This window comes from Caproiciproducens sp. NJN-50 (assembly GCF_004103755.1).
GTDB lineage: Bacteria > Bacillota > Clostridia > Oscillospirales > Acutalibacteraceae > Caproicibacter.
Genome location: NZ_CP035283.1, coordinates 1,244,306 through 1,270,348 on the forward strand (window position 1 = coordinate 1,244,306; position 26,043 = coordinate 1,270,348).

Annotated in this window: 22 protein-coding genes and 1 riboswitch; of the genes, 13 read left to right on the forward strand and 9 right to left on the reverse strand. The window is 55.2% G+C overall.

What is annotated here, in order from left to right; all coding sequences use genetic code 11:
- Positions 1–18: 18 nt before the first annotated feature.
- The 5 genes from EQM14_RS05985 to EQM14_RS06005 all read right to left on the reverse strand — a co-directional run bounded on the left by EQM14_RS05985 (position 19) and on the right by EQM14_RS06005 (position 5,856).
- On the reverse strand, positions 19–1,686 hold the full coding sequence (locus EQM14_RS05985; RefSeq protein ID WP_128742102.1) for a peptide ABC transporter substrate-binding protein: 1,668 nt from the start codon (positions 1,684–1,686) through the stop codon (positions 19–21).
- A 189-nt stretch (positions 1,687–1,875) separates the two neighbouring features.
- Positions 1,876–2,862, reverse strand: a complete 987-nt coding sequence (locus tag EQM14_RS05990) for an ABC transporter ATP-binding protein (RefSeq protein ID WP_128742103.1) — start codon at positions 2,860–2,862, stop codon at positions 1,876–1,878.
- Positions 2,855–3,868 (reverse strand): ABC transporter ATP-binding protein, encoded by a 1,014-nt coding sequence (locus EQM14_RS05995; RefSeq protein WP_128742104.1) that lies wholly within the window; start codon positions 3,866–3,868, stop codon positions 2,855–2,857. The genes EQM14_RS05990 and EQM14_RS05995 overlap by 8 nt, the downstream gene beginning before the upstream one ends.
- On the reverse strand, positions 3,865–4,923 hold the full coding sequence (locus tag EQM14_RS06000) for an ABC transporter permease (RefSeq protein ID WP_128742105.1): 1,059 nt from the start codon (positions 4,921–4,923) through the stop codon (positions 3,865–3,867). The genes EQM14_RS05995 and EQM14_RS06000 overlap by 4 nt, the downstream gene beginning before the upstream one ends.
- 15 nt (positions 4,924–4,938) lie before the next feature.
- The gene (locus EQM14_RS06005; protein ID WP_205703207.1) at positions 4,939–5,856 is read right to left on the reverse strand and encodes an ABC transporter permease; all 918 of its coding nucleotides are present in this window, start codon (positions 5,854–5,856) and stop codon (positions 4,939–4,941) included.
- 728 nt (positions 5,857–6,584) lie between these two features.
- A riboswitch (TPP riboswitch) is annotated at positions 6,585–6,683 on the forward strand.
- Between the two features lie 241 nt (positions 6,684–6,924).
- Here EQM14_RS06005 and thiD point away from each other — a divergent pair.
- Genes thiD through thiE form a run of 4 tightly spaced genes read left to right on the forward strand, consistent with a single transcriptional unit; the run spans position 6,925 to position 10,476 of the window.
- A complete protein-coding gene (gene thiD / locus EQM14_RS06010; protein WP_128744244.1) occupies positions 6,925–7,719 on the forward strand; it encodes a bifunctional hydroxymethylpyrimidine kinase/phosphomethylpyrimidine kinase in 795 nt (264 codons plus the stop codon).
- Positions 7,716–9,029 (forward strand): phosphomethylpyrimidine synthase ThiC, encoded by a 1,314-nt coding sequence (gene thiC / locus EQM14_RS06015; protein WP_128742107.1) that lies wholly within the window; start codon positions 7,716–7,718, stop codon positions 9,027–9,029. The genes thiD and thiC overlap by 4 nt, the downstream gene beginning before the upstream one ends.
- Before the next feature lie 12 nt (positions 9,030–9,041).
- Positions 9,042–9,860, forward strand: coding sequence for a hydroxyethylthiazole kinase (gene thiM / locus EQM14_RS06020; protein ID WP_128742108.1), 819 nt, complete (start codon positions 9,042–9,044; stop codon positions 9,858–9,860).
- A complete protein-coding gene (gene thiE, locus EQM14_RS06025) occupies positions 9,850–10,476 on the forward strand; it encodes a thiamine phosphate synthase (protein WP_128742109.1) in 627 nt (208 codons plus the stop codon). The genes thiM and thiE overlap by 11 nt, the downstream gene beginning before the upstream one ends.
- A gap of 76 nt (positions 10,477–10,552) precedes the next feature.
- Here the strand turns inward: thiE and EQM14_RS06030 are convergent, their stop codons facing one another.
- Both EQM14_RS06030 and EQM14_RS06035 read right to left on the reverse strand, forming a co-directional pair.
- Positions 10,553–11,323 (reverse strand): MerR family transcriptional regulator, encoded by a 771-nt coding sequence (locus EQM14_RS06030; protein ID WP_128742110.1) that lies wholly within the window; start codon positions 11,321–11,323, stop codon positions 10,553–10,555.
- A 146-nt stretch (positions 11,324–11,469) separates the two neighbouring features.
- Complete coding sequence (locus EQM14_RS06035; RefSeq protein WP_128742111.1) at positions 11,470–12,108, reverse strand: hypothetical protein; 639 nt, start codon at positions 12,106–12,108, stop codon at positions 11,470–11,472.
- 92 nt (positions 12,109–12,200) lie between these two features.
- Here EQM14_RS06035 and EQM14_RS06040 point away from each other — a divergent pair, with 92 nt between their 5' ends.
- The 3 genes from EQM14_RS06040 to EQM14_RS06050 all read left to right on the forward strand — a co-directional run bounded on the left by EQM14_RS06040 (position 12,201) and on the right by EQM14_RS06050 (position 15,523).
- Complete coding sequence (locus EQM14_RS06040) at positions 12,201–13,190, forward strand: 2-hydroxyacid dehydrogenase (protein ID WP_128742112.1); 990 nt, start codon at positions 12,201–12,203, stop codon at positions 13,188–13,190.
- A gap of 123 nt (positions 13,191–13,313) precedes the next feature.
- Entirely contained in the window at positions 13,314–14,006 is a 693-nt protein-coding gene (locus EQM14_RS06045; RefSeq protein WP_128742113.1) for a DUF3298 and DUF4163 domain-containing protein, read from the forward strand.
- Between the two features lie 155 nt (positions 14,007–14,161).
- Positions 14,162–15,523 carry an MATE family efflux transporter gene (locus EQM14_RS06050; RefSeq protein WP_243112652.1) on the forward strand — a complete coding sequence of 454 codons (1,362 nt, stop codon included), beginning with the start codon at positions 14,162–14,164 and terminating at the stop codon, positions 15,521–15,523.
- A 52-nt stretch (positions 15,524–15,575) separates the two neighbouring features.
- Here EQM14_RS06050 and EQM14_RS16640 read toward each other — a convergent pair whose 3' ends face one another.
- Both EQM14_RS16640 and rnhA read right to left on the reverse strand, forming a co-directional pair.
- Positions 15,576–15,776 (reverse strand): hypothetical protein, encoded by a 201-nt coding sequence (locus tag EQM14_RS16640; protein ID WP_243112654.1) that lies wholly within the window; start codon positions 15,774–15,776, stop codon positions 15,576–15,578.
- A gap of 1,443 nt (positions 15,777–17,219) precedes the next feature.
- A complete protein-coding gene (gene rnhA / locus EQM14_RS06060; RefSeq protein WP_128742114.1) occupies positions 17,220–17,669 on the reverse strand; it encodes a ribonuclease HI in 450 nt (149 codons plus the stop codon).
- A gap of 380 nt (positions 17,670–18,049) precedes the next feature.
- Between rnhA and EQM14_RS06065 the strand changes: the two genes are divergently transcribed.
- The 6 genes from EQM14_RS06065 to hpt are packed head-to-tail and all read left to right on the forward strand — an operon-like array spanning position 18,050 to position 26,007.
- Complete coding sequence (locus EQM14_RS06065; protein WP_442861480.1) at positions 18,050–20,212, forward strand: ribonuclease J; 2,163 nt, start codon at positions 18,050–18,052, stop codon at positions 20,210–20,212.
- Between the two features lie 30 nt (positions 20,213–20,242).
- Positions 20,243–22,222 carry a DHH family phosphoesterase gene (locus EQM14_RS06070; RefSeq protein WP_128742115.1) on the forward strand — a complete coding sequence of 660 codons (1,980 nt, stop codon included), beginning with the start codon at positions 20,243–20,245 and terminating at the stop codon, positions 22,220–22,222.
- Between the two features lie 11 nt (positions 22,223–22,233).
- A complete protein-coding gene (gene rplI / locus EQM14_RS06075) occupies positions 22,234–22,683 on the forward strand; it encodes a 50S ribosomal protein L9 (protein ID WP_128742116.1) in 450 nt (149 codons plus the stop codon).
- Positions 22,684–22,721: 38 nt separating this feature from the next.
- The gene (dnaB, locus tag EQM14_RS06080) at positions 22,722–24,086 is read left to right on the forward strand and encodes a replicative DNA helicase (protein ID WP_128742117.1); all 1,365 of its coding nucleotides are present in this window, start codon (positions 22,722–22,724) and stop codon (positions 24,084–24,086) included.
- Positions 24,079–25,452 carry a tRNA lysidine(34) synthetase TilS gene (tilS, locus tag EQM14_RS06085; protein ID WP_128742118.1) on the forward strand — a complete coding sequence of 458 codons (1,374 nt, stop codon included), beginning with the start codon at positions 24,079–24,081 and terminating at the stop codon, positions 25,450–25,452. Before dnaB ends, tilS begins: the two co-directional genes overlap by 8 nt.
- A gap of 6 nt (positions 25,453–25,458) precedes the next feature.
- A complete protein-coding gene (gene hpt, locus EQM14_RS06090; protein WP_128742119.1) occupies positions 25,459–26,007 on the forward strand; it encodes a hypoxanthine phosphoribosyltransferase in 549 nt (182 codons plus the stop codon).
- The last annotated feature ends 36 nt before the right edge of the window (positions 26,008–26,043 follow it).

Below are 26,043 nucleotides of genomic sequence, written 5' to 3' on the forward strand. Positions count from 1 at the left end.
TTTTATATCGATGTTATTTCAGCTTTTCGCGGCAACTTTCGCGTATGCGAAAATTTTGTCGCCGAGCGGTGTGACCACTACGTTTGAAATATTTGTATTCAACAGATACGGATCGGTGTAGAAATAGATCGGGCATGCCGGCATGTCGTCCATCAGAATTTTTTCCGCGTCGTGCATCGACTGCATGCGGACCGTCTGGTCGCCGGTGGCTTTCGCTTTGGCAATCAGAGCGTCATAATCCTTGTTGGACCAGTGTGGATCATTGTTGCCGGAGTTTGTCATAAACAGGTCCAAATAGGAAATCGGGTCGTTGTAATCTGCAATCCATCCGTCGCGGGCAACGTCGTAATTGCCCTTCTGGCGGTTATCGATGAAAACTGCAAATTCCTGGGATGCGAGGGTGCAGTTGATGCCCAGCTCTTCTTTCCACATATTCTGAAGTGCTTCGGCGATGGCCTTATGGCCGCTGTTGGTGTTGAAAGAATATTCGAAAGTCGGGAACCCCTTGCCGTCCGGATATCCGGCTTCGGAAAGGAGCTGTTTGGCTTCCGCGACATTTTTATCGTAATCGTCGTCCTTTACGGAGTAATAGCTGCCCCCCACGTCGCGGAACTGTTTGGTTGTATCGGCATCGCTGACGCCGGTAGAGACAAACGCGTCCGCCGGGATCTGGCCGGCCTTTGTAATATTTTTTATAATATAATTGCGGTCGACTACAAGTGTGAGCGCTTTGCGGACCTTCGGATTGTCGAACGGAGCTTTCTTGCAGTTAAAGGCGACATAGTAGGTTGCAAGCTGATCGATGCTGTGATAATCTTTCGTGGCGGCCCATTTATCCTGCTCTTCCACAGGGTAAGAGTCGGCGAATTGCAGCTCGCCGTTCTGGTAAGCGGCCTGAATCGCGGAGTCGTCGTCCATCAGCATGAATTTGATCTGATTGACCGTTACGGCGTCCTTGTTGTAATAAGTGTCGCTTTTCTGGTCGATGATGCTTTCCTTGTGGTTCCAGGCCGTCATCTTATAGGGGCCGTTGCCGATATAAGTTTTGGGGTCCTGTGTCCACTTGTCGTTCCCATCGACAACATCTTTGCGGAGCGGGTAGAACATCGGGCGTGACAGCAGCTGCAGGAAATAGGCACAGGGAGCGTTCAGCTTGATCACGAGGGTCTTGTCATCTTTCGCGGTGACGCCAAGGCTGGTGACATCCTTGTTCTTGCTCGTGTAAATATCAGTGGCGTTCACAACCGGGTCCATCATATAGCTGTATTCGGAAGCGGTCTTGGGGTCGACCAGACGCTGCCATGCATAAACAAAGTCCTGGGCGGTGACGGCCTTGCCGTCAGACCATTTAATGTCGTCTCGCAGCGTGGCGGTGTAGGTCAGACCGTCGTCGCTCGCTTTGATGTCCTTTGCCTGGCCGTTGACGATTTTTCCGCTTTCATCCAGTTTAGTCAGACCTTCAAAAACGTGCTGAATGTAAATACCGCCGTCAACCGCGGTATTCAGCGCGGGATCCATGGAATCCGGCTCCGAGCCTACATGGACGCTCAGGGATGTGTTAGACTGTGCGGCCGAACCTGCGCCGGACGATGCCTGTGACGACGTCGATGCGGAACCGCCGCATCCGGTGAATGCCGTTGCGATCATGGCTGCGGCAAGCACCGAAGACAATAACTTTTTTGTCATAAACTTTCCCTCCAAATGAAAATATTTGCATTTATTCGAGGCCTTGGTCTGCTGACTGACGCAATTCCGAAGTAAAATCACGCATTGCAGAAACACAAAATGACCATGTCTGCTGTATTCCGAACCTTATTTTACGCTGCAAAGCACAATTTTAGCCGAAATGCGCAATGTTTTTCATGGAATCAAGGCCTAATGCACTTCAACTTTTCTAATTTCCTCAATTCTGTGACAAGCGGCAAAATGCCCCGGTTCATATTCCCGCATCTCAGGAACCTCTTCGGCACATTTCGGCACCGCATAGGGGCACCGGGTGCGAAAACGGCAGCCTGTGGGCGGATGAAGAGGACTGGGCACATCGCCCTCCAGAACAATTCTTTTTTTCTTCCGGCTGGCTTTTGGGTCCGGGACCGGAATTGCGGAAAGCAGGCTCTGTGTATAAGGATGAAGCGGCCTTGCGTACAGCGTTTCACTGTTTGCAAGCTCGACCAGTTTGCCAAGATACATCACGCCGATCCGGTTGCTGATATGTTTGACTACGGCAAGATCGTGCGCGATGAAAAGATAAGTCAGACCCAGCTCCTGCTGAAGGTCTTCAAACATATTGATCACCTGCGCCTGAATCGAAACGTCCAAAGCGGAAATCGGTTCGTCGCAGACAATAAATTCCGGGTTGACGGCAAGCGCGCGCGCAATGCCGATCCTTTGGCGCTGCCCGCCGGAAAATTCGTGCGGATAGCGGTTCGCATGCTCGCTGTTCAGTCCAACCCGATTTAAAAGAGAAAGAATTTTGTCCTTGCGCTCCGCCTTTGACGAGGCAAGCCCGTGAATGTCGATCGCCTCTCCGACGATGTCGCCCACCGTCATTCTGGAATCGAGAGACGCGTAGGGGTCCTGAAAAACAATCTGCATTTTTTTGCGGTAAGGTTTAAAATCGACTTTTGTCACATCGGCGCCGTCATAAAAGATCTTTCCGCCGGTCGGCTCATAAAGCCTAAGAATCGTACGGCCGGTCGTGGTTTTTCCGCATCCGCTTTCCCCCACCAGCCCGAAGGTCTCGCCGCGATTGATATAAAAGCTGACATCGTCGACCGCCTGGACAAAACCTTTTTTAAACATGCCTGTTTTCACCGGAAAATACTGTTTGAGGTGCTGGACCTCCAATAATTTTTCACTCATTGACGGCCGCTCCTTCCTGCTTTTCAAACTGTTCCTTTTGGTTCAGCCAACAGGCGCTTTTATGTGTTTCGGAGATCTGCGTGAATTCCGGCATCCTTTTTAGGCATATTTTCATGCAGGATTCGCACCTTGGCGCGAACGGGCATCCTGCCGGGGGATTCAGAAGATCGACCGGAGTGCCCTCGATCGGGACCAGGCGCTCATGGGAGGATTCGTTGATTTTAGGAATGGAACGAAGCAGCCCTTTTGTGTAGCAGTGCTTTGGATTATAAAAAATTTCATCCGTCGTGCCGATTTCGACGATCTTTCCGGCGTACATCACCGCGATGCGGTCGCAGACATCGGAAACGACGCCAAGGTCATGCGTGATCAGCATGACGGACATATTGATTTTTTGTTTTAATTCCACCATCAGTTCCATAATCTGGGCCTGAATGGTCACGTCGAGCGCCGTGGTCGGTTCGTCGGCGATCAGCAGCTTCGGTTCGCAGGCCAGGGCCATCGCAATCATGACGCGCTGGCGCATTCCGCCGGAAAACTCATGCGGATACTGCGTCAGACGTTTTTCGGGTTCGTTCACGCCGACCAGATTCAGCAGTTCAATCGCCCTTTGCTTACGTTCTTCGCGATTTTTATCGGTGTGAAGTTTGAGCATTTCGGTCAGCTGATTCCCGATGGTGAAAACGGGATTCAGGGAAGTCATGGGATCCTGAAAGATAATGCTGACTTCTTTTCCCCGGATTTTCCGGAATTCCTTTTCGGAGAGCTTCTCGATCTGATGGCCGTTGAAATTCACGGTTCCGCCGACAATTTTGCCCGGCCGGTCGACCAGTCCCGTCAGGGTATAGGCGGAAACGCTTTTTCCGCTTCCGGATTCCCCGACAATGCCGAGGACCTCCCCGTAATCCAGCGTGTAAGAAACGCCGTTGACCGCCTTCACTTCTCCGGCAGGGGTAAAAAAGGACACTCTCAAATCGTTGATGTCAAGCAAATGTTTCTGGTTCATTTTTTATTCTCCTTCAGCTTTGGATCAAACGCATCCCGTAAACCGTCTCCAAACAGATTGAAGGAGAGAATGATAATGCTGATGGCAACGGATGGAGCGACGAGCAGATAAGTATAGGATTCGATTCCGCCCAGCGCGTCGGAGGCGAGGGAACCAAGGCTGGCCATCGGCGACATCACGCCAAGGCCGAGAAAGCTCAGAAACGCTTCCGTGAAAATCGCCCTCGGAATTTCCAGCGTGGTGGTGACGATCAGGACGCTGATGCAGTTCGGAATCAGGTGCTTTGAAATAATCCGTTTGCTGGAAGCGCCGAGTGCGCGCGCGGCCGTGACAAATTCCTGTCCTTTGAGCGACATGACCTGTCCGCGGACAATTCTTGCCATGTTGACCCAGTACAGCAGACTGAATGTGATAAAAATGCTGACCATCGGGACACCGAGGCTTTGCAGCCAGGACAGCGATGGATGCGTGTCGAAAAGTTTTGTCAGGGGTTCCTTCAGGGTGACCTGAAGCAGAATGATCGTCAGCATATCCGGGATGGAATAGATGATGTCCACGATCCTCATCATGACGAGGTCGACCACGCCGCCGAAATATCCGGAGATCGCGCCGTAAATCGTTCCGATCAAAAGGACCAGAATGCTGGCGATGATGCCGACCAGAAGGGAAACCCTGGTCCCCATCATCAGACGGATCACCATGTCGCGTCCGTGCATGTCCGTGCCGAGAATGTGGGGGAAGACACTGCCGCCGGCCTGTATGGTTTTCATTTCTTTCTGAGAATACTGCATCGGGTGCAGAAATTCACTGCCGCGAATCTGCTGGTCATAAGTATATGGATAAAAATTAGGCATGACAAAGGCAAAGACCATGACTAAGACGATCACGACAAAAGCCGTCATTGCTATTTTGTTGTGAAGAAGCCGACTGAGAGCGTCCCTCCAAAAGGTGGTGCTTTCCCTCATGACGACAAGCTGCTGCTTTTCCTCCTCGTCCGCGGGCAGAAAATCGTCCGTTCTTAATTGAAGAGTAAACGGGTTCTTGAATGCTTCCATTTCCATTATCCTCCCTTACTGCAATGAGATCCGCGGATCGATCAGTTTATAACAGAGATCAACAACCAGGTTCATCACTACAATCAGGACGGCTAGGAATATGGTTGTGCTCATAACCAAAGGATAATCGCGCGCCGTGATGCACAGGATAAACTCACGGCCGAGGCCCGGAATGTTAAAGATGCTTTCAACCACGAAGCTTCCGGTGACTGTGTAGGCAAGCAAAGGCCCAAGGTAGGTAATGACGGGTAAAATGGCGTTGCGCAGAGCGTGCTTATACAGCAGCACAAGCCTTCCGACCCCCTTGGATTTGGCTGTCCGGATGTAATCCTGATCAAGGGCGTCGAGCATGCCGGAACGCATCAGCCGGGTGATGTAGGACATCGGGTAGAAAGCCAGCGTGACGCACGGCAGAATGTAGGCGGAGAAGGAGCGCAGCCCGAACGTAGGCAGCCATTTCAGCTTCACGCCGAATATGATCATTAAAAATGTCGCCATCACAAAGCTTGGGACCGCGATTCCCAGGGTTGAAACAACCATTAGGGCGCGGTCTGTAAAGCGTCCCCGGTTCAAGGCGGAAACGGACCCCATGATGACTCCCAGAATCAATGCAAGCAAAATGGAGATTCCGCCAAGCCTGGCGGACACCGGAAATGCCGTGAGAATAATGTCGTTGGCGGAGCGGCCTTTCTGTTTCAAGGAATCCCCAAGGTCGCCCTTCAGCAGATTTCCCATATAGGTCAGATATTGCTGCGGCAACGGTTTGTCGAGGCCGTATTTCGCATTTAATGCGGTTAAAGTCTCTTTCGGTATATTCTTTTCGCTTAAGAACGGGCCGCCGGGAATCAGATTCATCAGCGTAAAAGTGATGATGGATATGAAGAAAATTGTCAGTATGGCATAACCGGTTCTTTTTATGGCAAATGCTCCCAAAAAAATATCCCCCTTTTTCCTTCTATTTATTAGAAACGGCAGGTACATTCCTCGTTGAATGCGCCTGCCGCTCAATAAATCTTCATGCTAGAATATTACTGTATGACTTATAAATATTCATTGCTGGAATTTTTATAATTTTGCACCGAAAAACCCGCTACGTGAATTAACCGAGCGTTTCACATGCATTATGTAATTGCCAATCACTCCGTTTATCATGGGAACTGGCGCATTAAGTCACGATAGGCAAGGCATCTTATTTTTATCTTCGATCAATGTATGGAAACGCCGATCTGCTGAAACCCATACCGCTATGCTTCTTTACGGAGAGATAAATTCCTCCCCGGAACCTTTACCACTTCCCATGGCTTATTTCAGTTCGTCTTTTTGCTGGTATCGTCCGAAAGCATGATGAAAGTTAAAAAATAACTGATGCTGAACTCTCACATGAATTTAAATAAAAGTATAGTTGAACATTTTATAATTGTCAAGGCCAAATTTGTGCCCGCGCCATGCCCCTTCCGGCTGTGCTTTGAATAATTTTAATGGAAATGGAAGAATATTCATTGGATTGTAGACACCTCAATAAATTCCGGCGGATGGGCTGTTGCCATGGGGGGTGGTGAAAGCGGGAAATGGCCGAGGAATTCTGTTCAATGGCGGGGATTTGCAGTTGCATAATTTTTAATCCGGCATGATTGACAGAAAACCTGAAAAAAGATATAATAACAGAAAACGGGGGGAACTCGCTCGAGTTGAGAAGGTAAAACCTGACCCTTTGAACCTGTCGGTTAATACCGAAGTAGGGAACGTGCATTGAGTTTTCGATTGGCGTTCGCCTGTTTTTGGCGGACGCCTTTTTAACTGAATATCGCGGGGGGACTCAAATCGAGTTGAGAAGGTAAAACCTGACCCTTTGAACCTGTCAGTCAACGCTGTCGTAGGGAGCAAAGATGAATCAGCCCGCCGCATGTCCGGCGGGTATTTTTTTGCCGTTTGAAACCCCGTTTTTATGGAGAAAGGAGAGTTTGGATTCAGCGCATTATATATAGAAAGAGGGGACGATATATCAAAAATCTTCTGACGATCGCGGGTTCCGACTGCAGCGGCGGGGCAGGGATTCAGGCGGACCTGAAAACCTTTGCCGCGCACGGCGCTTACGGCATGAGCGTGATCGTTTCCGTTGTGGCGGAAAACACCTCCCGCGTCCTTTCCGTCTGCGATCTCGAACCGTCCGTGATCGGGGACCAGCTCGACGCCGTGTTTGAGGATATCCGGGTGGACGGCGTAAAGATCGGAATGCTGTCCGGTTCGGCGCAGATGCGGGCGGTTGCGCGAAAGCTCCGGCAGTACGGGCCGCCCGGCGTGGTGCTTGACCCCGTGATGGTGGCCAAGGGAGGCTGTGCCCTGATGCATCCGAATGCGCTGCAGACATTGAGGGAAGAACTGCTTCCTCTCTCGTATGTTCTGACGCCGAATCTGCCGGAAGCGGAAGCGTTGACGGGAATCAAAATCGAGACTTTGGACGGCCGGAAGCGGGCTGCCGAGAGGCTGCGCCGGATGGGAGCCGAAAACGTCCTGCTCAAGGGCGGGCATCTCTCCGGCGACGCGGAAGACCTGCTGTTTGACGGAAACGAGTTTACCATATTTACTCACGAGAGAATCGAAACGGATAATACACACGGGACAGGATGCACGCTTTCCTCCGCCATTGCCGCGAACCTTGCGGAAGGGATGTCCGTGCCCGAAGCGGCGCGCGCCGCGAAGGAGTATGTGACCGCGGCGATTGAACATGCTCTGCCGGTGGGGAAGGGGCACGGCCCGACCAATCACTTTTATTTTATGAAAGGAATCAGACGATGAAGAATGTTCAGACTCAGATGGAAGCCGCGAAAAAGGGCGTTGTTACAAAAGAGCTGAGAGCGGTCGCCGCCAAAGAGGGGATGGAGCCGGAAAAGCTCCTTGCGCTGGTCGCGGCGGGCCACGCGGTGATCCCGGCGAACGCCGGCCACACGGCGCTTTCCCCGGAAGGGGTCGGCGAGGGCCTCGCGACGAAGATCAATGTGAACCTCGGCGTTTCCGGCGACTGCAAAGATTATGGGACAGAGCTTCAAAAAGCGGAGCTTGCGGCCCGGTTCGGCGCGCACGCGATCATGGATCTGAGCAATTATGGCAAAACCCGTGAGTTTCGGCAGAGGCTGATCGCCGAGTCTCCCGCGATGATCGGAACGGTCCCCGTGTACGACGCGGTCGGTTATCTGGAAAAGGACCTGCTGGAGATCACCGCCCGGGATTTTCTGAAAGTTGTTGAGGCGCACGCCAGAGAGGGCGTGGATTTTATGACGGTCCACGCCGGGATGAACCGCCGGGCGGTCGAAGCGTTCCGCCGGCAGGGGAGGAAAATGAACATCGTGTCCCGCGGCGGCTCGCTGCTGTTCGCGTGGATGGAGATGACCGGGAATGAAAATCCGTTTTTCGAACATTACGACGAACTGCTTGACATTCTGCGCGAATACGACGTGACAATCTCTCTCGGCGACGCCCTCAGGCCCGGCTGCCTGGACGACAGCACCGACGCCGGCCAGATCGCCGAGCTGATCGAGATCGGGGATCTGACCGAGCGCGCCTGGAAGAAGGACGTCCAGGTTCTGGTGGAGGGACCGGGACATATGGCGATGAATGAAATTGCTGCCAACATGGCGCTGGAGAAGCGCCTGTGCCACGGCGCGCCGTTTTACGTTTTGGGCCCTCTGGTGACGGACATTGCCCCCGGCTACGACCACATCACCGCGGCCGTCGGCGGAGCGATCGCAGCGGCGTCGGGCGCGGATTTCCTGTGCTATGTCACTCCGGCGGAGCACCTTCGCCTGCCGGACCTGGACGACGTGAAGGAGGGGATCGTCGCAAGCCTGATCGCGGCGCACGCGGCGGACCTTGCGAAAGGGATCCCGCACGCGCGTGAGCGCGACAGCAGGATGGCGCAGGCCCGCAGGAACATGGACTGGGACGAGATCTTCCGGCTCGCGATCGACGGAGAAAAGGCGCGGCGGTATTTTGAAAGCACGCCGCCCGCCGACCGCCACACCTGCTCCATGTGCGGAAAAATGTGCGCCGTCCGGACGACCAACCTGATCCTCGAAGGGAAAAAGGTTACGTTCTGTTCTGAAAAGTAAGGAGGAAAAGCATTGAATCAAATCACAAAGGATGCGGCGGAGGTCCTCTCGGAGGTCCGCCGGAAGTCCCCGCTGGTCCACAATATTACCAACTATGTCACGGTGAACGACTGCGCCAACGCGCTGCTGGCATTTGGGGCTTCTCCGATCATGGCGGACGACATCGGGGAGGCGGCGGACATCGCTTCCATTTCATCGGCTTTGGTGCTCAACATCGGCACGCTGAACCGGCGCACCGTTGAATCCATGCTTGCCGCCGGCGCGAAAGCGAATGAGCTCGGAATTCCCGTCGTGCTCGATCCGGTCGGGGCCGGCGCCTCCGCTCTGAGAAACCGGGCCGTGCGGGAGCTTCTGAAACGGATTCGGATGACCGTCCTGCGGGGCAACCTCTCCGAACTGTCCTTCCTCGCGGGGATCCGGTCCGCGACCAAGGGCGTGGACGCGTCCGAGGCCGACAGCGGGAACGACGCCGTCTCGGTCGCCGTTTCGGTTGCGGAGCAATACGGCTGCGCCGCGGCGGTCACCGGGGCGGTGGACGTCCTGTCCGACGGAGAGCGGACGGTAAAGATCCGCAATGGACACCCGATGCTTTCCAGCGTAACGGGAACCGGCTGCATGACCTCCGCCCTGGCGGGAGCCTGCGCCGCCGTGAGCCACGACCCGCTTGCCGCGGCGGCGGCCGCGGTCGCCGCCATGGGCATTGCCGGGGAGCTCGCCTATGAAGCCGCCGGAAGCGCCGGGACGGGCGGCTTCCACATCGCGGTGATCGACGCTCTGAGCCGTCTGGACCCGGCGCTGTTTGAAAAGAGGGCGAAGCTCGATGAAGCCTGAGATCGACTATACCCTGTACTTATGCACGGACCGACGCCTCATGAGCGCCGATACGCTGGAGGAGGCGGTGGAACAGGCGATCCGGGGAGGCTGCACGCTGGTCCAGCTTCGGGAGAAAGACTGCTCCTCCCTTGATTTTTATCGCACGGCGCTCGGCGTCAAACGGATCACGGACCGCTGCGGAATCCCGCTCATCATCAACGACCGGGCGGATATCGCGCTCGCCGTTGGAGCGGCCGGCGTCCACGCGGGCCAGAGCGATCTGCCCTGCGCGGCGCTCCGTGCCATGCTGGGAGACGACAGGGTGATCGGGATTTCAGCCGCGACCGTGGAGGAAGCCGTCCGGGCGCAGCGGGACGGCGCGGACTACATTGGCGTGGGGGCAATGTTCGCGACGGGAACAAAGACGGACGCCGGGCTGGTGTCGATGGAAACGCTCGCGGAAATCCGTCGCGCCGCCGCGATCCCGATCGTGGTGATCGGCGGGATCGGCCCGCAGAACGCCGGGCGGTTCCGCGGCACGGGAATCGACGGCCTCGCGGTGATTTCCGCGATCCTGACGAAACCCGACATTGCCGCCGCCGCGAGGGAACTGCGCGCGCAGTTCCGTCCCTGAAATCATTTTTGGCGGTGTTGCGCTTTGAAAAAATTAGGAGCTTCCTCCCGCATCATGCGCGAGAAAGCTCCTTTTGTCAGTTGTTCTTTTGGCGGTCCGTGTAAATCTTTACCGTGTCCCGCAGAAATTTTGCCAGCCCCGGCCGCATCCGGTCGTAATAAGCGGTGAACCGGGGATCGTCCACATACATCTGCGCCAGCGCCGCGTGGGCTTCCGGCGTGTAGGTCTCCCAGGTGAAGGAAAGCCATTCGCGGTGCAGGGCGGCGGCCTTCTGGGCAGTCTCTCCGGCCGGGTCGCCCGTCTGAAACGCTTCGAGAAGCGTTTCGTTAAGCGACCGCTCAATGTCCTGGAACCGTCCGTATTCCTGTTGGGTCATTCCGAGAAGTTTGCGGCTGCTCCGTTCGACGGCCTTGGTGCCGTACTTTTTGCGGATTTCCTTACCGTAGCGCCGTTCGTTCTGTTTTACCAGATTTTCTTTGAATCCTTCGAATTTTTCGCTGTCGGTCATGGATGATTCTCCTTTCTCGCAGGCGAGCGTTTTTTCCACATTGCGGATCAAAAGATCGAGGCGGGCCCGCTGCCGAAGGAGAAGCTCGCGATGGCGGCGGAGCGCTTCGGCGGCGCTGAATCCGGGTGAATCGAGAATTTTCCCGATTTCCTTCAGGCCGACGCCCAGTTCCCGGTAGAAAAGGATCTGCTGCAGACGGCCCACTTGGGCGCCGCCGTAGATCCGGTATCCGGAAGGACTCAGCCGTGCCGGTTTCAGCAGGCCGGTTTCGTCGTAATACCGGAGAGTGCGCGTGCTGATGCCGGAGAGTTTCGCCAGCTTTTGGATCGTATATTCCATCCTCGCTTCCTCCTTTCAAACAGATCCTATCGCTTGACGCCGCGTGAATGTCAATCCCCTTTTTGAAAAATTTTAAATAATTCGAGTCGATTTCTAATACGAAATATTTGCCGGACTTGTCAAACCGTGTCGTTTCGGGTATAGTATTAGCATGACAGATGAAAACGGACCAGTCCGCCGCCTTTTGCGGTCGTCCGGAACCATTTGTTCAAGTCGATTTCCTTTTTCATCCCCTCGTCCAGGATCTCAGCGATAGCGGCGTTCCCGTCGGCTTCGTATTCCAGGGAGACCACGGTGACCCAGTGCCATGAATCCAAAATTTTTTCCTCTCCACAGTCCAGGTTCAAAAAGGCGACTGGCGTGTCGGCGGACAGCGCCGAATGCAGAAACAGGAGAAGCTGCCCAAAGTCCGGGCGGGAGCAGCGGAAACCCGGGATTTCAAACGGTTCCGTGCCGATGCGGAGCGACTTTGCTTTTGCGTAGGACTGCACGCCCTTGCATAACAGTTCCGTATTCGGGATCCCCATTGCGGTCGGCTTTACGTGCCGCCAGATGTCCTCCATGAAATCCGGGCTTTCTTTCCGGCTGACCGGCCGGTCCAGCCCAGGTATGGAGCGGGATCTTCCGAGGTAATACAGAATGTTGGAAACAGCCGTCGGCCCGCAGCCGGAGAGGCGCTGCCATCGGGTCCGGAACCACTCCTGGTCAAACCCGTAATAGTTTTGCCCCTCTGCTTCACCGTCAATTAAAAAATAGCCGATCTTTTTTAACGCGATCGATATCATGGAATTTCCTTTCCTTGTCCCTTGTTTTTTTCATCATATCACCGCGCGCGGGAATGCGCCAGCGCGTATTTTTATGAAATGAGAGATTTACGATGAAAGTGCTGATTCTTACTTCAAAAAGACGAATTGAAAAGTATACGGATTTTTCAAAGATCCCCGGCGATTGGAAACTGGTTTTTCTCGACAGCGTCTATGAGGAAGAGGAAGCGATCCAAAAGGGAGGGGATGCGGATTTTATCGTCGTGGACGCAGTCAGCCCCGTGTCACGCCGCCTCATCGGGCAGATGCCGAAGCTGCGCCTGATCCATTCGGAGGGCGCCGGGTTTGAGCGGATCGACCTGCAGGCCGCGCGGGAGGCGGGCGTTTATGTCTGCAACAACGCATCCCTCAACAGCGGGGCCGTGGCGGAGCAGGCGATTCTGCTGATGCTTGCCCTCCTTCGCCGCTTTCAGGAGGGGGACAATTTGGTCCGGCGGGGAAAACAGGGACAGGCGAAAAGCTCCTTTATTCTGGACGGGATTACGGAGCTCGAATCCTGCCATGTGGGAATCGTCGGTTTCGGCAGTATTGGGAAAGCCACGGCGAAACGCCTTTTGGCCTTTGGCTCCAAAGTGAGTTACTACGGCAGGCACCGGTTGGGCGCGGAGGAAGAAAAGAAGTTCGGCGTCAGCTACCTTCCGCTTTCGGAGCTGGCTGCCTCGTGCGATATTGTCAGCCTGCACCTGCCGGTGACGCCGGAGACGACCGGCCTGATCGACCGCGAGTTTTTGAGGCGGATGAAACCTTCCGCGGTTCTGGTCAATACCGCAAGGGGGGAGATTGTGGACCAGGCCGCCCTGGCGGATGCGCTGGAAAGCGGGACCATCGCCGGGGCCGGGCTGGATACGCTGTCCCCTGAACCGGCGACGCTGGAAAATCCGCTTCTGCGTCTGAGTGAAAACTGCCGTTACCGCGTCATCTTTTCACCTCATATCGGCGGAACGACAAATGGTGTTTTTTACCGGCTGCACAGAAATATTTGGAATAATCTTTTTCTGTCGGCGGAGGGAAAGCGCCCGAACAATGTCGTCAACGGGCTTTGACGGCGTTTTGGGAAGGCTTGTCCGTGCTCGTTGAATCCGGAAGTTAAAATTTTCTCTCTCTCCCGCTCAAACTCTTTTCTGAAATGGGTTGGCGATACATAGAATGAACCGGGAGGGATTAATATGAATTTACCCAACAGCAGCGCCGAGGTAACCTTTCAGGAAAATCACCGGGAATTTATCTACCGCGGCACGGCAGTTCTGACTCTGTCCGTTCAATTCCCTGTCGTCAAACTGAGCGGGAATCCTCAGGCACAGGCCAGGATCAATTCAAGGTTCCGGGCGCAGGCGGCCGATTTTTCAAGATATGCGGCGGGAACGCTGTATCGCCAGGCCGTTCGGGACTATCACAGCGCGCAGGAGCACGATTATCCGTTCCGGGCGTATGATGCCGTCATGAAATACGAGGTCACGATGAATCAGGAGTGCTATTTCAGCACCTACCGCGATCGGTATGAGTTTACGGGCGGCGCGCACGGAACCACCGTCAGAGCTTCGGACACGTTCAGCCTGCAAAGCGGAAGAAGGTTCGCCTTGTCCCACTTTTTCGCACCTGGTGTAAATTACCGGCGGATCGTGGTTTCGGAAATCCTGAAACAGGCGGAACGGAATATGCAGCAGAATCCGGGAATCTATTTTGACGACTACAAACATTTGATTTTAAAATATTTTCGTCCGGAAAATTACTACTTAACCCAGGAGGGAGTGGCGATTTACTATCAGCAATATGATATCGCCCCTTATGCGACCGGTATTGTAACCTTTATTATTCCCTATGATTTTCTCGGGATTACACTTTCCTGCTCCGGCAGATAGTTTACCGCAAAGAGTGATCGGGCGGCCAAAAGGGCCGCCTGCCGATTTTTCGGAAATCCGGCCCCTTCTTGATATTCCGGGCGGCAGATTTCGCGTAAGCAGCCGATTGAAGGATTTTCATATATTAAAGTATATTGACGGAAAGAGGAGCATCCTTGAAACTTGAGTTTTTGCATCAGGGGACCGAGCAGCGCAGAGAACTGATTCTTCACGGAAGTATCCTGCAGACTCTCCTGATGCTGTCTTTGCCGACCCTCATGATGAGCGTGATCCAGGCGCTGCTGCCGCTGTCCGACGGTCTGTTTATCAACAATGCGGCGGGAACGCTTGTTGCCAGCGCGGTGACCTACAGCGAGCCGGTCATCAATATGATGATTTCGCTTGCGCAGGGGATCAGTGTGGCTGCCATGGCGATCATCGGGCAGGCCAATGGCCAGGGTGATTTTGAGCGGGTCAGGCACATTTCCGCGCAGATTGTTATTTTCGCCTCCGCCGTGGGCCTTTGCGCCGCGCCCCTGTCCGCGCTGGCGGCTTTCCCCGTGTCGGCGAACGTGGACCCGGAAATTTCACACAATGTGTTTCTTTACATCAGCCTTTATTCGTTTGTTCTTCCGTTTTCTTTTTTAGAGAGCATTTACAACGCGATTAAAAACGCCACGGGAAAACCGGAGGCGACCTTTGTCCGGATGCTTCTTCTGCTCGCGCTGAAAATCCTGTTCAACCTGCTGTTCATCGTTCTGCTCCGCTTGGAAATCGTGGGCTGCGTCCTTTCTTCCCTGTGCTCCAATGTTCTAATCTGCGTCTGGATGTTTTACGAGCTGTTTGTGGGAAAGGGAGAGGACAAGCTGTCTTTGCACGGCTTTCATTTTGACTATGATTTGATCCGGCAGCTCATCCGGGTTGGCATTCCCGCCATGCTTGCGAGCCTTATGTTGAACCTGGGTTTCTTTCTGATCAACAACGAAACCCAGAAATACGGCGCGGTCGTCCTTAACGGACAGGGCATCGCGAATAATATTACCGCCGTATGCTTCAATCTTCCCGCGGCGTTCGGCTCCGCGGTGACGACGATGGTCAGCATCAATATCGGCGCCGGCCAGGTTTCCAATGCGAAGCGCTCCTGCTGGGTAGGCTGTGTGGCAAGCGTGGTGACGGCGCTTGCGATTATCGCGGTGATCGTGCCTCTTTCTCCCTATCTGACAGTGCTGTTTACCCAAAAAGCCGATGTCCTTGACATTGCAAACCGGGCGCTGCATATCTATACCTACTCCGTCGTGGGGTTCGGTGTCTGCATGGCGGTGCAGGGCGCCTTTATCGGGCTCGGAAAAACGACGGTCCCCCTGTTCCTCGGGGTGCTGCGCATCTGGCTCTTGAGGTATCTCTTTATTCTGGCAACCGAACAGACGCTTCAGTATTACTCGGTTTTCTGGGGCAATCTGTTTTCCAATTACATGGCGGCGGTGATCGCCGTTCTGATGATTCTGCGGGTGCGGTGGGTTTCGACGCTCGATAAATAAAAATCGGAGCCGGAACCCGAGGATTCCGGCCCCTGAAATGGGGAAATGAAGATCATACGATGTGTGAAATGACGATGTTTGCCTGTACGGGAACAGCGGCGTACAGAACGGTGGCTCCGGTTGTGTTGACCAGTGCGAAAGTGGCGGGTGTCGCTCCGACGGTAATAAGGGCGCTGCCGAAAAGCTCTCCGGTAACCGATGGCATGGTGCTGGCGATATCGGTGGTACCGTTTAAACGCAGCGAGAATTCCACGGAGGTCGGCCCGGTATCTCCAGTCGGCCCGGTATCTCCGGTGGGTCCGGTGAAACCAGTCGGTCCGGTGAAACCAGTCGGTCCGGTGTCTCCAGTCGGTCCAGTGAATCCGGTCGGCCCAGTGTCTCCGGTCGGCCCGGTATTTCCGGTCGGTCCAGTAAAGCCTGTGGGTCCGGTATCTCCGGTCGGCCCGGTATCTCCGGTCGGCCCGGTATCTCCGGTCGGCCCGGTATCTCCAGTCGGCCCGGTATCTCCGGTGGGTCCGGTGAAACCAGTCGGCCCGGTGAAACCTGTCGGCCCGGTATCTCCAGTTGGCCCAGTAAATCCGGTTGGCCCGGTATTTCCGGTCGGTCCAGTAAAGCCTGTGGGTCCGGTGTCGCCCGTTGGCCCGGTGAAGCCTGTTGGCCCGGTATCGCCCGTTGGCCCGGTATCGCCCGTTGGCCCGGTGAAGCCTGTTGGCCCGGTATCGCCCGTTGGTTCGGTGAAGCCTGTCGGCCCGGTGAAACCCGTTGGTCCGGTGTCGCCTGTCGGTCCGGTATCGCCTGTCGGTCCGGTAGCTCCTGTGGGTCCGGGGTCACCCGTGGGTCCAGTAAAGCCCGTAGGTCCGGTAAAGCCAGTCGGTCCCGTAACACCTCCGGAGGTACCGGTCGGTCCGGTTGGCCCTGTTGGTCCGGTCGGGCCGATGCAGCAGAAAGGCCTGTTACGGTCACAATTTTGGAAACAGCCGCTGTGAGGGAAACAGTGTTTTTGGAAGCTTGTATAAAAATCCGAATTAAATCCGGTGTACATGATTCATCATCCAATCGTTGGGTAAATTAAATTCCGGTTCATTATATGAGCGCGTCGGTTCTGCCGTTCCGGCGAAATTGACGGGAGAACGGCAGAAGAAGGACTCCGATGGCACCCGAAAGATAAAAATAGGGAGCGTACCCCATTGTACGCTCCCCGGGAGGATCCGGAACAGACGTTCCTCACCCCGCACTTGTTAGTATGAATCTTTGAAATTTAATTTAGACATACACGAAAAAAATTTTTTAAGATTTTTTCTTTCCCTGGAATGACCTGCCTGACTGCATTTTTCCAGCCGGTCCGACGGTTTTTGCGAACCGGTTCGGTGAGGTCTGGACAGCTTTTGGACGGTTCGTAGGATGGATCGCTGACGCCTTTGGCATGGGGTTGGCGGAGCGGTTTCCATACGGCCGGTTCTGCGCCGGAGAATGGGATACCGCGGCAGAATGCTGAGGCGCCGGGGACTTTATGGGCCTGGAGGGACCGGGACTTTTTTGCTGTCTGCCAGATGGCGCATATACACAAAATGGAAAGGGAACTCCCATTGACATTTCTAATCAACTCCTTTTCCATATCATATGCAGTTTTCCGGTTCTGTGGTCTGCGGCGAGCATTAACCGACGACAATCCGTTGATTTAACGAGTGGGCCCAGCCTAAAAGCTGCCGGCTTTCCATTTTCCTGATTCCGCGACAGCCATGCGGTCACAGATTTCATTTTCCGGATGCCCCGCGTGCCCTCTCACCCAGTTTACCGTTACGTGGTGCGTTGCCAAAAGCTCAAGAAGGGTCTCCCATAAATCGCTGTTGAGGGCCGGCTTTTTGTCGGCTTTCATCCAGCCGCGTTTCCGCCAGCCTTCGGCCCAGCCTTTGGAAATCGCATCGCATACATAGCGGGAATCGCTGGTCAAGATCACATCGCAGGGCTCTCTGAGCTGTCGCAGAGCTTCAATCACGCCGGTCAGCTCCATCCGGTTGTTGGTTGTGACAGCTTCCCCGCCGCTCAGCCTTTTTTCCCGGCCGCCATAGCGCAGGATTGCGCCCCAGCCGCCGGGTCCCGGATTTCCGCTGCACGCCCCGTCCGTAAAGATCTCGACCCGCTTCATAACATCACCGTTCGTCTTTATAGATTTTTATAGCGAATTTATTATATCACAAAGGCCCGCAGCTTACAAATTTCAGAATCTGCGGTCTCAATCCGAAGATTTTTATGGCCCCCTTCGTTTAGACGACTCTTAACTGGCCATAATAAAATCTGTTGACAGCTTTTGGGAATCAAGGTACAATATATAGGATATTTGTGTTCGGATTTCGGCAATTCGCGGGTTCAACCCGCTTTTCAGACATAAAAAAAGCAGTTCAATTACATTTTTGCGCGGGCTCGGTGCAGCGTAAAAGGGTAAATTAATAAAGGAGAGCCAGATCCGTTTGGTCCGATTGCCGACGGATTCTAATGGCTGTACCCAAAAACGATGGAGGTTATTTTGTGGCAGAAAAACAATTAAATATGGATTCGGCTGAGCGTAAGGGCGAGGAGAATCAAAAAGTCGGAACGTTTCAGGAAAAGCGTCCCGAGCTTTATCAGAAGATTACTCCGCCCCGAAATTCTGCTCAGAAGCAGACGCACCCGGCTGCGCGGCAGGGCAGGCGCCCCGGCGTAAAAAAGAATGCGGGCGGGCAGGATGCCGCTGCGCATCGGGACTTGGCACGTCAGCCTCAGCCGGAGCACCAGCCTGTTCAGTCGAAGGGGACGGACGGGAAGCAGAATGCGGAGCCCCCGCAGCAAACCGGGACTAAGACGCAGAAGAATCCCCGTCCGAAAAACGGCGTAAAGCCGCGCGGCGGCAGACAGAAAAGCGCCGTAAAAGAACCGCTGACCGCAATTCAGAAAACCGTTCAGCAGTACATGACGGAACAGTCCGCAAAGGAGAAAAAAGAGGCGGCCGCCCAAAAGGGCAAGCGGAGCCGCAGGGGGCGGCAGAGTCAGCAGAAACCGTCAATTCGGGCCTATTTTCTGGGGGGCCTGAACGAGGTCGGAAAAAACTTTACGCTGTTTGAATGCGAGAACGACATGATCATCGTCGACTGCGGCATGGCGTTCCCGGACGGCGACATGCTGGGTGTGGACCTTGTCATTCCGGACTTCACGTTTGTGGAACGGAACGCCGAGAATATCCGCGGAATCGTACTGACGCACGGTCATGAGGACCATATCGGGGCCCTGCCGTACCTGCTCAAAAAGGTGAACGTCCCGATTTACGGAACCACGTTTACGCTTGCGCTGGTTAACAGCAAGCTGAAGGAACACGGCCTTCAGAATTCCGTGAAGGCCGTTGTCATGCAGCCCGGCGACCATGCCCAACTCGGGTGCATGGACGTCGAATTCATCCATGTCAACCACTCTGTCCCCGACGCCGTCGCGATCGCCATCCATTCCCCGGCGGGCGTTGTCATCCATACGGGAGACTTTAAAATCGACTGCACCCCGGCGCAGGGTAAAATGATCGATCTGGGCCGTCTGGCTCAGCTTGGCAACGAGGGCGTCCTCGCCCTGTTTTCGGATTCTACCAACGCGGAGCGCGAGGGCTACACCAAATCGGAGCGCAAAGTCGACAGTTCGTTCGACATGCTGTTCAAACGGGCGCAGGACAGCCGCATCATCATCGCGACTTTTGCCTCCAATGTCAGCCGCGTGCAGCAGATCATCAACTGCGCAGTGAAATACGGGCGGAAGGTTGCCCTTTCCGGCAGAAGCATGGTCAATGTCATGACGATCGGCGTGGAGCTTGGCTATCTGGACGTCCCGCAGGGAACACTGATCGATATCGATATGATCAACCGCTACCCCAAAGAGCAGATTGTGCTTGTCACGACAGGCAGCCAGGGAGAGCCGATGAGCGCCCTGACGAGAATGGCCTTTGCGGACCATCGGAAGGTGGAGGTCGGCCCGGGCGATTTCATTATTATTTCGGCGCGGCCGATTCCGGGCAATGAGAAGACCATTGGAAACGTGATCGACGAGCTGATGAAACGCGGCTGCCGCGTCGTTTACGAATCCATGTACGAGGTCCATGTTTCAGGACACGCCTGTCAGGAAGAGCTCAAACTGATGCAGGGCATTGTGAGGCCAAAATATTTCATTCCCGTCCACGGAGAGCAGAAGATGCTGCGCAAAAACGCCGAACTTTCCTACTCGATGGGCAGGGACCCGAGGAATGTGTTCATCGGGGATATCGGAGACGTCGTGGAAATCAATGAGGATTATATGAAACGTCTTCCCCCGGTCCCCGCCGGAAGCGTCATGGTGGACGGCCTCGGCGTCGGGGACGTCGGCAGCGTCGTCCTGAGGGACCGCAAGCATCTTGCCGAAGACGGGCTGATCGTGGTCGTGTGCACCATTTCCTGCACGGACGGGCACATCATATCAGGTCCGGACGTCGTGTCCCGCGGCTTTGTCTATGTGAGGGAATCCGAGCCGCTGATCGATGAGGTGCGCGACCTGGTCGCTTCCGTTCTGCAGGATTGCGCGGAAAACAGAATCCACGACTGGGGAACCCTCAAAACCCGCATCAAAGACGAACTGTCCCGGCTGCTTTACAACCGCACGCGCCGCAGCCCGATGGTTCTGCCGATTATCATGGAAGTGTAATCCACCCGGACAGCCTAAGGGGTAATCAGTTTGAAAAAGAAAGTATGGGCATCTTCTCCTGTCTTTTTTGTCATTTCGGCCGTTCTGCTGCTGACGGCGGGCATCAGTTGGTTCTGGAATACCGCTGTTTTCGCCGCGGAGATTTCCATTGCGGCTGTGTCCGTTGCGGCTGTTCTGCTTGCAAACCGGCATTTTAAAGCGCATATTTCCTATGCTGTTAAAAGCGCGGAGGAAGTCCTGACCGGGGACCGGTACCGCTCTTTGAAACAGTTTGCGCTGCCGGCTGCCGTCGTAGGAACGGAAGGAGACATAATCTGGGTGAACGATGCGTTCGCGGAGCAGGTCAGCACAAACCGGGACTGCCGCGGCGACCATATCATGAAGTTCATCTATCCATTTACAATGGAACAGATTCTCGCCTCCGCGGGGACTGACGTTTCGCTCGGCTCCAGGCAGTACACGGTGTTCGGAATCCGGACGGACGCGGGGAGCGTTCTGTATTTTCTCGATGATACGGCCTTTCGGGAAATCAGCCGGAATTATGAGGAAAGCCGGCCCGTCGTCATGCTGGCCAGCTTTGACAACAGGGAGGAACTGACGAGGGATTCCAGCTCCGGTGAGGAAATCAGAATCGCTTCCGAGGTGGAGGACGTTCTGAACCGCTGGGCGCAGGATCTGGGAGGCTTCTTCAAACGTTTAAGCAACAGCCGCTACCTGATTCTGACCGACGAGGCTCATCTGCGCGATGAAATGAAAAAGCGTTTTCCGGTTCTTGAAGCCGTTCGCGGCATCAAGGCCGGGGACCGCCTGAGCGCCACCGTTTCCGTGGGCGTCGCCCGAGGCGCGAAAAGCCTGCAGGAGGCGGACGACTGGGCCAGAAACGCCCTGAATATGGCACTGGGACGCGGCGGCGACCAGATCGCTGTCAAGCAGGCGAACGATACATATGAATTTTTCGGCGGGCTTTCGGGCGGGATGGAAAGAAGGGACTCCGTCCGCACGCGCGTCTTTGCGGCGTCCATTTCGGACGACATCAAGGAAAGCGACGTCGTATTCGTCATGGGGCATAAATATTCCGACCTTGACTGTGTCGGCGCGGCGATCGGCATGTGGGACGTCTCCTGCAAGGCGCTCTGCCGCCCTTCCTATATCGTTTTGAATCTGGCGCAGAGCCTTGCTTCACCGCAGATCACGGCGCTTCAGAATGCGTATCCGGGGGAAAAGATATTCATGTCCCCTCAGGAGGCCCAGGCGCTGGTCACACCGCGGAGCCTGCTGGTGGTTGTCGACACGCATTCCCAGGATTTTGTGGAGAGCGCCGAGCTGCTGCAGGCCGCTTCGCGTGTGGTGGTGATCGATCATCACCGCATGATGGTCCGGCATATTGAAAACGCGCTGGTGTTTTTTCACGAACCGTACGCCAGTTCCACCTGTGAGATGGTGACGGAACTCCTGCAGTATATCGGCGACGGGCGCCTGACGCAAACGGAGGCGGAGGCGCTGCTTTCCGGTATCATGCTGGATACCAAGAACTTTGTGCTGAAAACGGGCGCGCGCACCTTTGAGGCGGCAGCCTATCTGCGCCGCAGGGGCGCGGACACCGTCAGCGTCAAACGAATGTTTTCCGATTCCATCGACGCCTATAAGGCAAAATATAAAATCGTTTCCAACGCGGAAATCTTTGACCGGTTTGCCGTGGCTTCCACGGAGAAGGAGTTTCCGGATATCCGGATCGCGTCCGCGCAGGCGGCCGACGAGCTGCTCTCCATCCAGGGGATCGACGCTTCCTTCGTTTTGTTTCCCGCGGGCGGAGTCATCAACATTTCCGCGCGTTCCCTCGGAGACGTCAATGTTCAGCTGATTATGGAAACCCTGGGCGGGGGAGGGCACCTGACGATGGCGGGCGCGCAGCTGAACGGCATGACGGCTGCTGAGGCGAGGGAACGCCTGATCGAGGCAATCCGCGAATTTACGGAAAAAACGTCCAACCGCACGAACGAAAAGTCATAAGGAGGTACCCGATGAAAGTAGTACTGCTTCAGGATGTGAAAGGCACCGGCAAAAAGGGGGAACTGGTCCAGGTCAGCGACGGTTACGCCAGGAACTTTCTTTTGCCGCGCAAGCTGGCCAAGGAAGCGAATTCGCAGGTCATGAGCGAGCTGAAGAGCGCCGAGTCCGCCAAAGCGTGGCGCATTCAAAAGGAAACGGAGGAGGCCCGCGCAGCCGCCGCTTCCATCGAGGGAAAGACGGTCCGGCTCTTTGCAAAGGCGGGGCAGGGCGGGAGGCTGTTCGGTTCCGTGACGGCAAAGGAAGTGGCCGAGGAATTGAAGAAGAGCTTTCATGTCGATGTGGATAAGCGCAAGATTGACCTGGACGGCGACATCCGCGCCTTCGGAACCTATGAGTGCGAGGTAAAGCTGTACACCGGCGTTTCCGCCAAAATTTATGTTCTGGTAGGAGAACAGGCATAGGATCACGGCTCTTTGAATTTCGTAAAGGGGGAATCTGAATGGAGCCGATGGAGACGGGCGCGTATGCCGGACTGAATCTGCCGTTCAGCCCGGAGGCGGAGCAGTCCGTGCTCGGCGCGGTTCTGTTGGATTCTTCCTGCCTGGACCGCGTGGCGGAAATCCTGCCCCGGCCGGAATATTTTTACCAGACCAACAACAGCCTGATCTACTCTTCGATGCTGGAACTGTTCACCCAGGGACGGCCGGTGGATTTTGTCACGCTGCTGGAGAAGCTGAGGCAGACGGAGGGATTTGAGGAAAACGGCGGAAAGGCTTATCTTCTTCAGCTGGCGCAGATGGTTCCCTCCATCTCCAACGTGGAGATCTATGCCAGAATCGTCCGCGACAAGTACGACGTCCGCACGCTGATCACCACCGCGCGGGACATCGTCGAAGAGGCTTCCTCCGGAGCGGCCGATTCCGCGACCCTGCTGGACAGCGCCGAACAGCGCATTTTTGATATCCGGCGCGGAAAAAATATGCAGGGCCTCAAACGGATCGACGAAATCATCGTCGACGAGTTCGACCGGCTGGACCTCCTCAACTCTCCGGACGCGGACCAGTACAAGGGCGTGCCGACCGGCATCAGGGAACTCGACGAAACCATTACGGGCCTCAACCGCTCCGATTTTATTCTGCTTGGGGCACGACCGGGCATGGGGAAGACAAGCTTTGCGCTGAACATTGCGCGAAACGCGGCGGTCAAGGCGAAGAAAAAGGTCGCCTTCTTTTCTCTCGAAATGAGCAACGAGCAGCTGGTCTCCCGGCTCTTGTCCACCGAGGCGCTGGTGGAGGGGACAAAGCTGCGCACTGGGAAACTGAACGAGGACGAGTGGGTGCGCCTGATCGAGGCCGGGGACATCCTTTCCAAATCCCAGCTGTATTTCGACGACAACCCCGGCATCACCGTGCCGGAGATCAAGGCGAAACTCCGCCGGCTGCGCGACGTCGATCTGGTCGTGATCGATTATCTCCAGCTGATGACCGCATCCATGCGGATTGAGAACCGGGTTCAGGAAATTTCGCAGATTACGAGAAACCTGAAAATCATGGCAAAGGAGCTCAACGTGCCGGTGCTGACCCTTTCCCAGCTGGCCCGTGACAGCGAAAAGAGGACCAACCACCGCCCGGTCCTTTCCGATCTGCGCGATTCCGGCTCCATTGAACAGGACGCGGATATCGTGCTTTTTCTGTACCGGGAAGAGTATTATCAGGATATGGGGGAACCGTCGGAGAACGCGGACCGCAACCAGAGCGAATGCATTATCGCGAAGAACCGCCACGGACAGACCAAAACGGTGCCTCTGCACTGGCAGGGAGAATATATGCGCTTTACCGCGCAGGAGGTTGTTCACAGTGAATGACCGGATTGCGGAGATAGAGAAGAAAATCGAAGATACCATCCGGGAGGAACGGATGCTTCCCGACGGCTGCCGGGTTGTGGCCGCTTTGTCCGGCGGAGCCGATTCCATGGCGATGCTCCATTTTCTCATCGGCTACGCAAAGAGGCATGGAATCGTTCTGACGGCGGCTCACGTCAATCACGGGCTTCGCGGGGAGGAAGCAGACGCGGACGAGGCGTTTGCCGCCGCGTGGTGCTCTGAAAATCATGTGGATTTTCAGGCCTTTCACGCCGATGTTCCGACGCTTGCCAGGAAAAATTCACAGGGTCTGGAAGAATGCGGGCGGAATGTCCGCTATTCTTTTTTCCGCAGTCTCTGCGGGCCGGGCGGCCGGATTGCCACCGCCCATACCCTGACGGACAGCGCCGAAACCGTGCTGATGAATCTCGCGAAGGGGGCCGGGCCGCGCGGGCTTTCCGGGATTCCGTCCGTCCGGGACGAAATCGTGCGCCCTTTGATCCGCGTGACGAGGGAGGAAGTGGAGGCGTACTGCCTCCATTACGGACTTCGCTTTGTGACGGACAGCACGAATCTCGCCGACGAATATGCGCGCAATCGCATCCGCCACAGCGTATCGCCCGTTCTGCGCGGCATCAATCCCGGCTTTGAACGGGCAATTTTCAGGACGACGCGCCTGCTGCGGCAGGACGAGGAGTTCTTCCGGAAGCTCGCGCGGGAAGAGCTGGATCAGGCCGCCACAGCGGACGGCGGCTTTTCCCTTCGGTCTCTGGACAGCCAGCCGGACTGCGTATTGTCCCGCATGATTGCCCTCGCGGTTCAGAGGGAAACGAGTGTTCGTCTGGATTGCGGCCACATTGAGGCCGTGATTAAAATGATTCGTTCCGGCTTGGGAAATATCACTCTCCCCGGCGGAATACAATGCTGCGCAAACGGCAATACTCTTTTTATTCATTCTGAAAGCGGGCGGACCGCCCGATGGAAAACGCCTCTCCGGCTTCCGGAGACCCTTCTTCCGGACGGAAGGGTCTTCTGCGTTCAGGCGGAATCTTCCGAAATAAAAAATCGTGAGAAAATTAATAATTTGTTATTTAATAATCGAATCAACTATGATACAATAATGGATACTAATAGCTTTGTTCGCAGCAGGCTTCCCGGCGACCGGTTTGTCCCGGCGGGCCGGGGAGTCACCAAAACGCTGAAAAAATTATTCAATGAGCAGAAGATTCCTCCGTTCCGCCGGGACAGGCTTGCCGTTCTGGAGTGCGGGGGGGAGATTCTGTGGATCGAAGGTATCGGCCCGTCTCAAAAAGCAGCGGCTGCGGAAGACACCAGGCGGGCGGCCGAAATCATCATCAAGGAGTGCTGAAAACCTGTGCACCAGTTAACCGACGATATTCAGGAAGTCTTGTTCAGCGAGGAGCGGCTCGCTGAGATCGTTTCAAAGATGGGAGAGAAAATCAGCCAGGATTATCGGGGCAAGAATCTTTTGCTTGTCAGCATTTTGAAGGGCTCCGTAGTCTTTATGTCCGATCTGATGCGTTCCGTCACAATCCCGTGCAGCATCGATTTCATGGCGGTTTCCAGCTATGGCTCCGGCGTGAAGACGTCCGGGGTCGTTAAGATCATAAAGGATCTCGACATCAATTTGAAAGGATACGATGTTCTGGTTGTGGAAGATATATTGGACAGCGGCCTTACTCTGAGCTACATACTGGAACTTTTGCAGGCGCGCCTGCCAAAGAGCATCCGCCTCTGCACTTTGTTTGACAAACCGGACCGCAGAACCGTCGGCATCAAGGCCGACTATGTGGGCACCGTAGTTCCGGATGAATTCATTGTCGGGTATGGCCTTGATTATAATGAAAAATACAGGAACCTTCCGTTTGTCGGCATCCTGAAGCCGGAGGTTTACGGGGGCTGAACCACGACATGGGAGGGGCCGATTCCTATAAGGAGT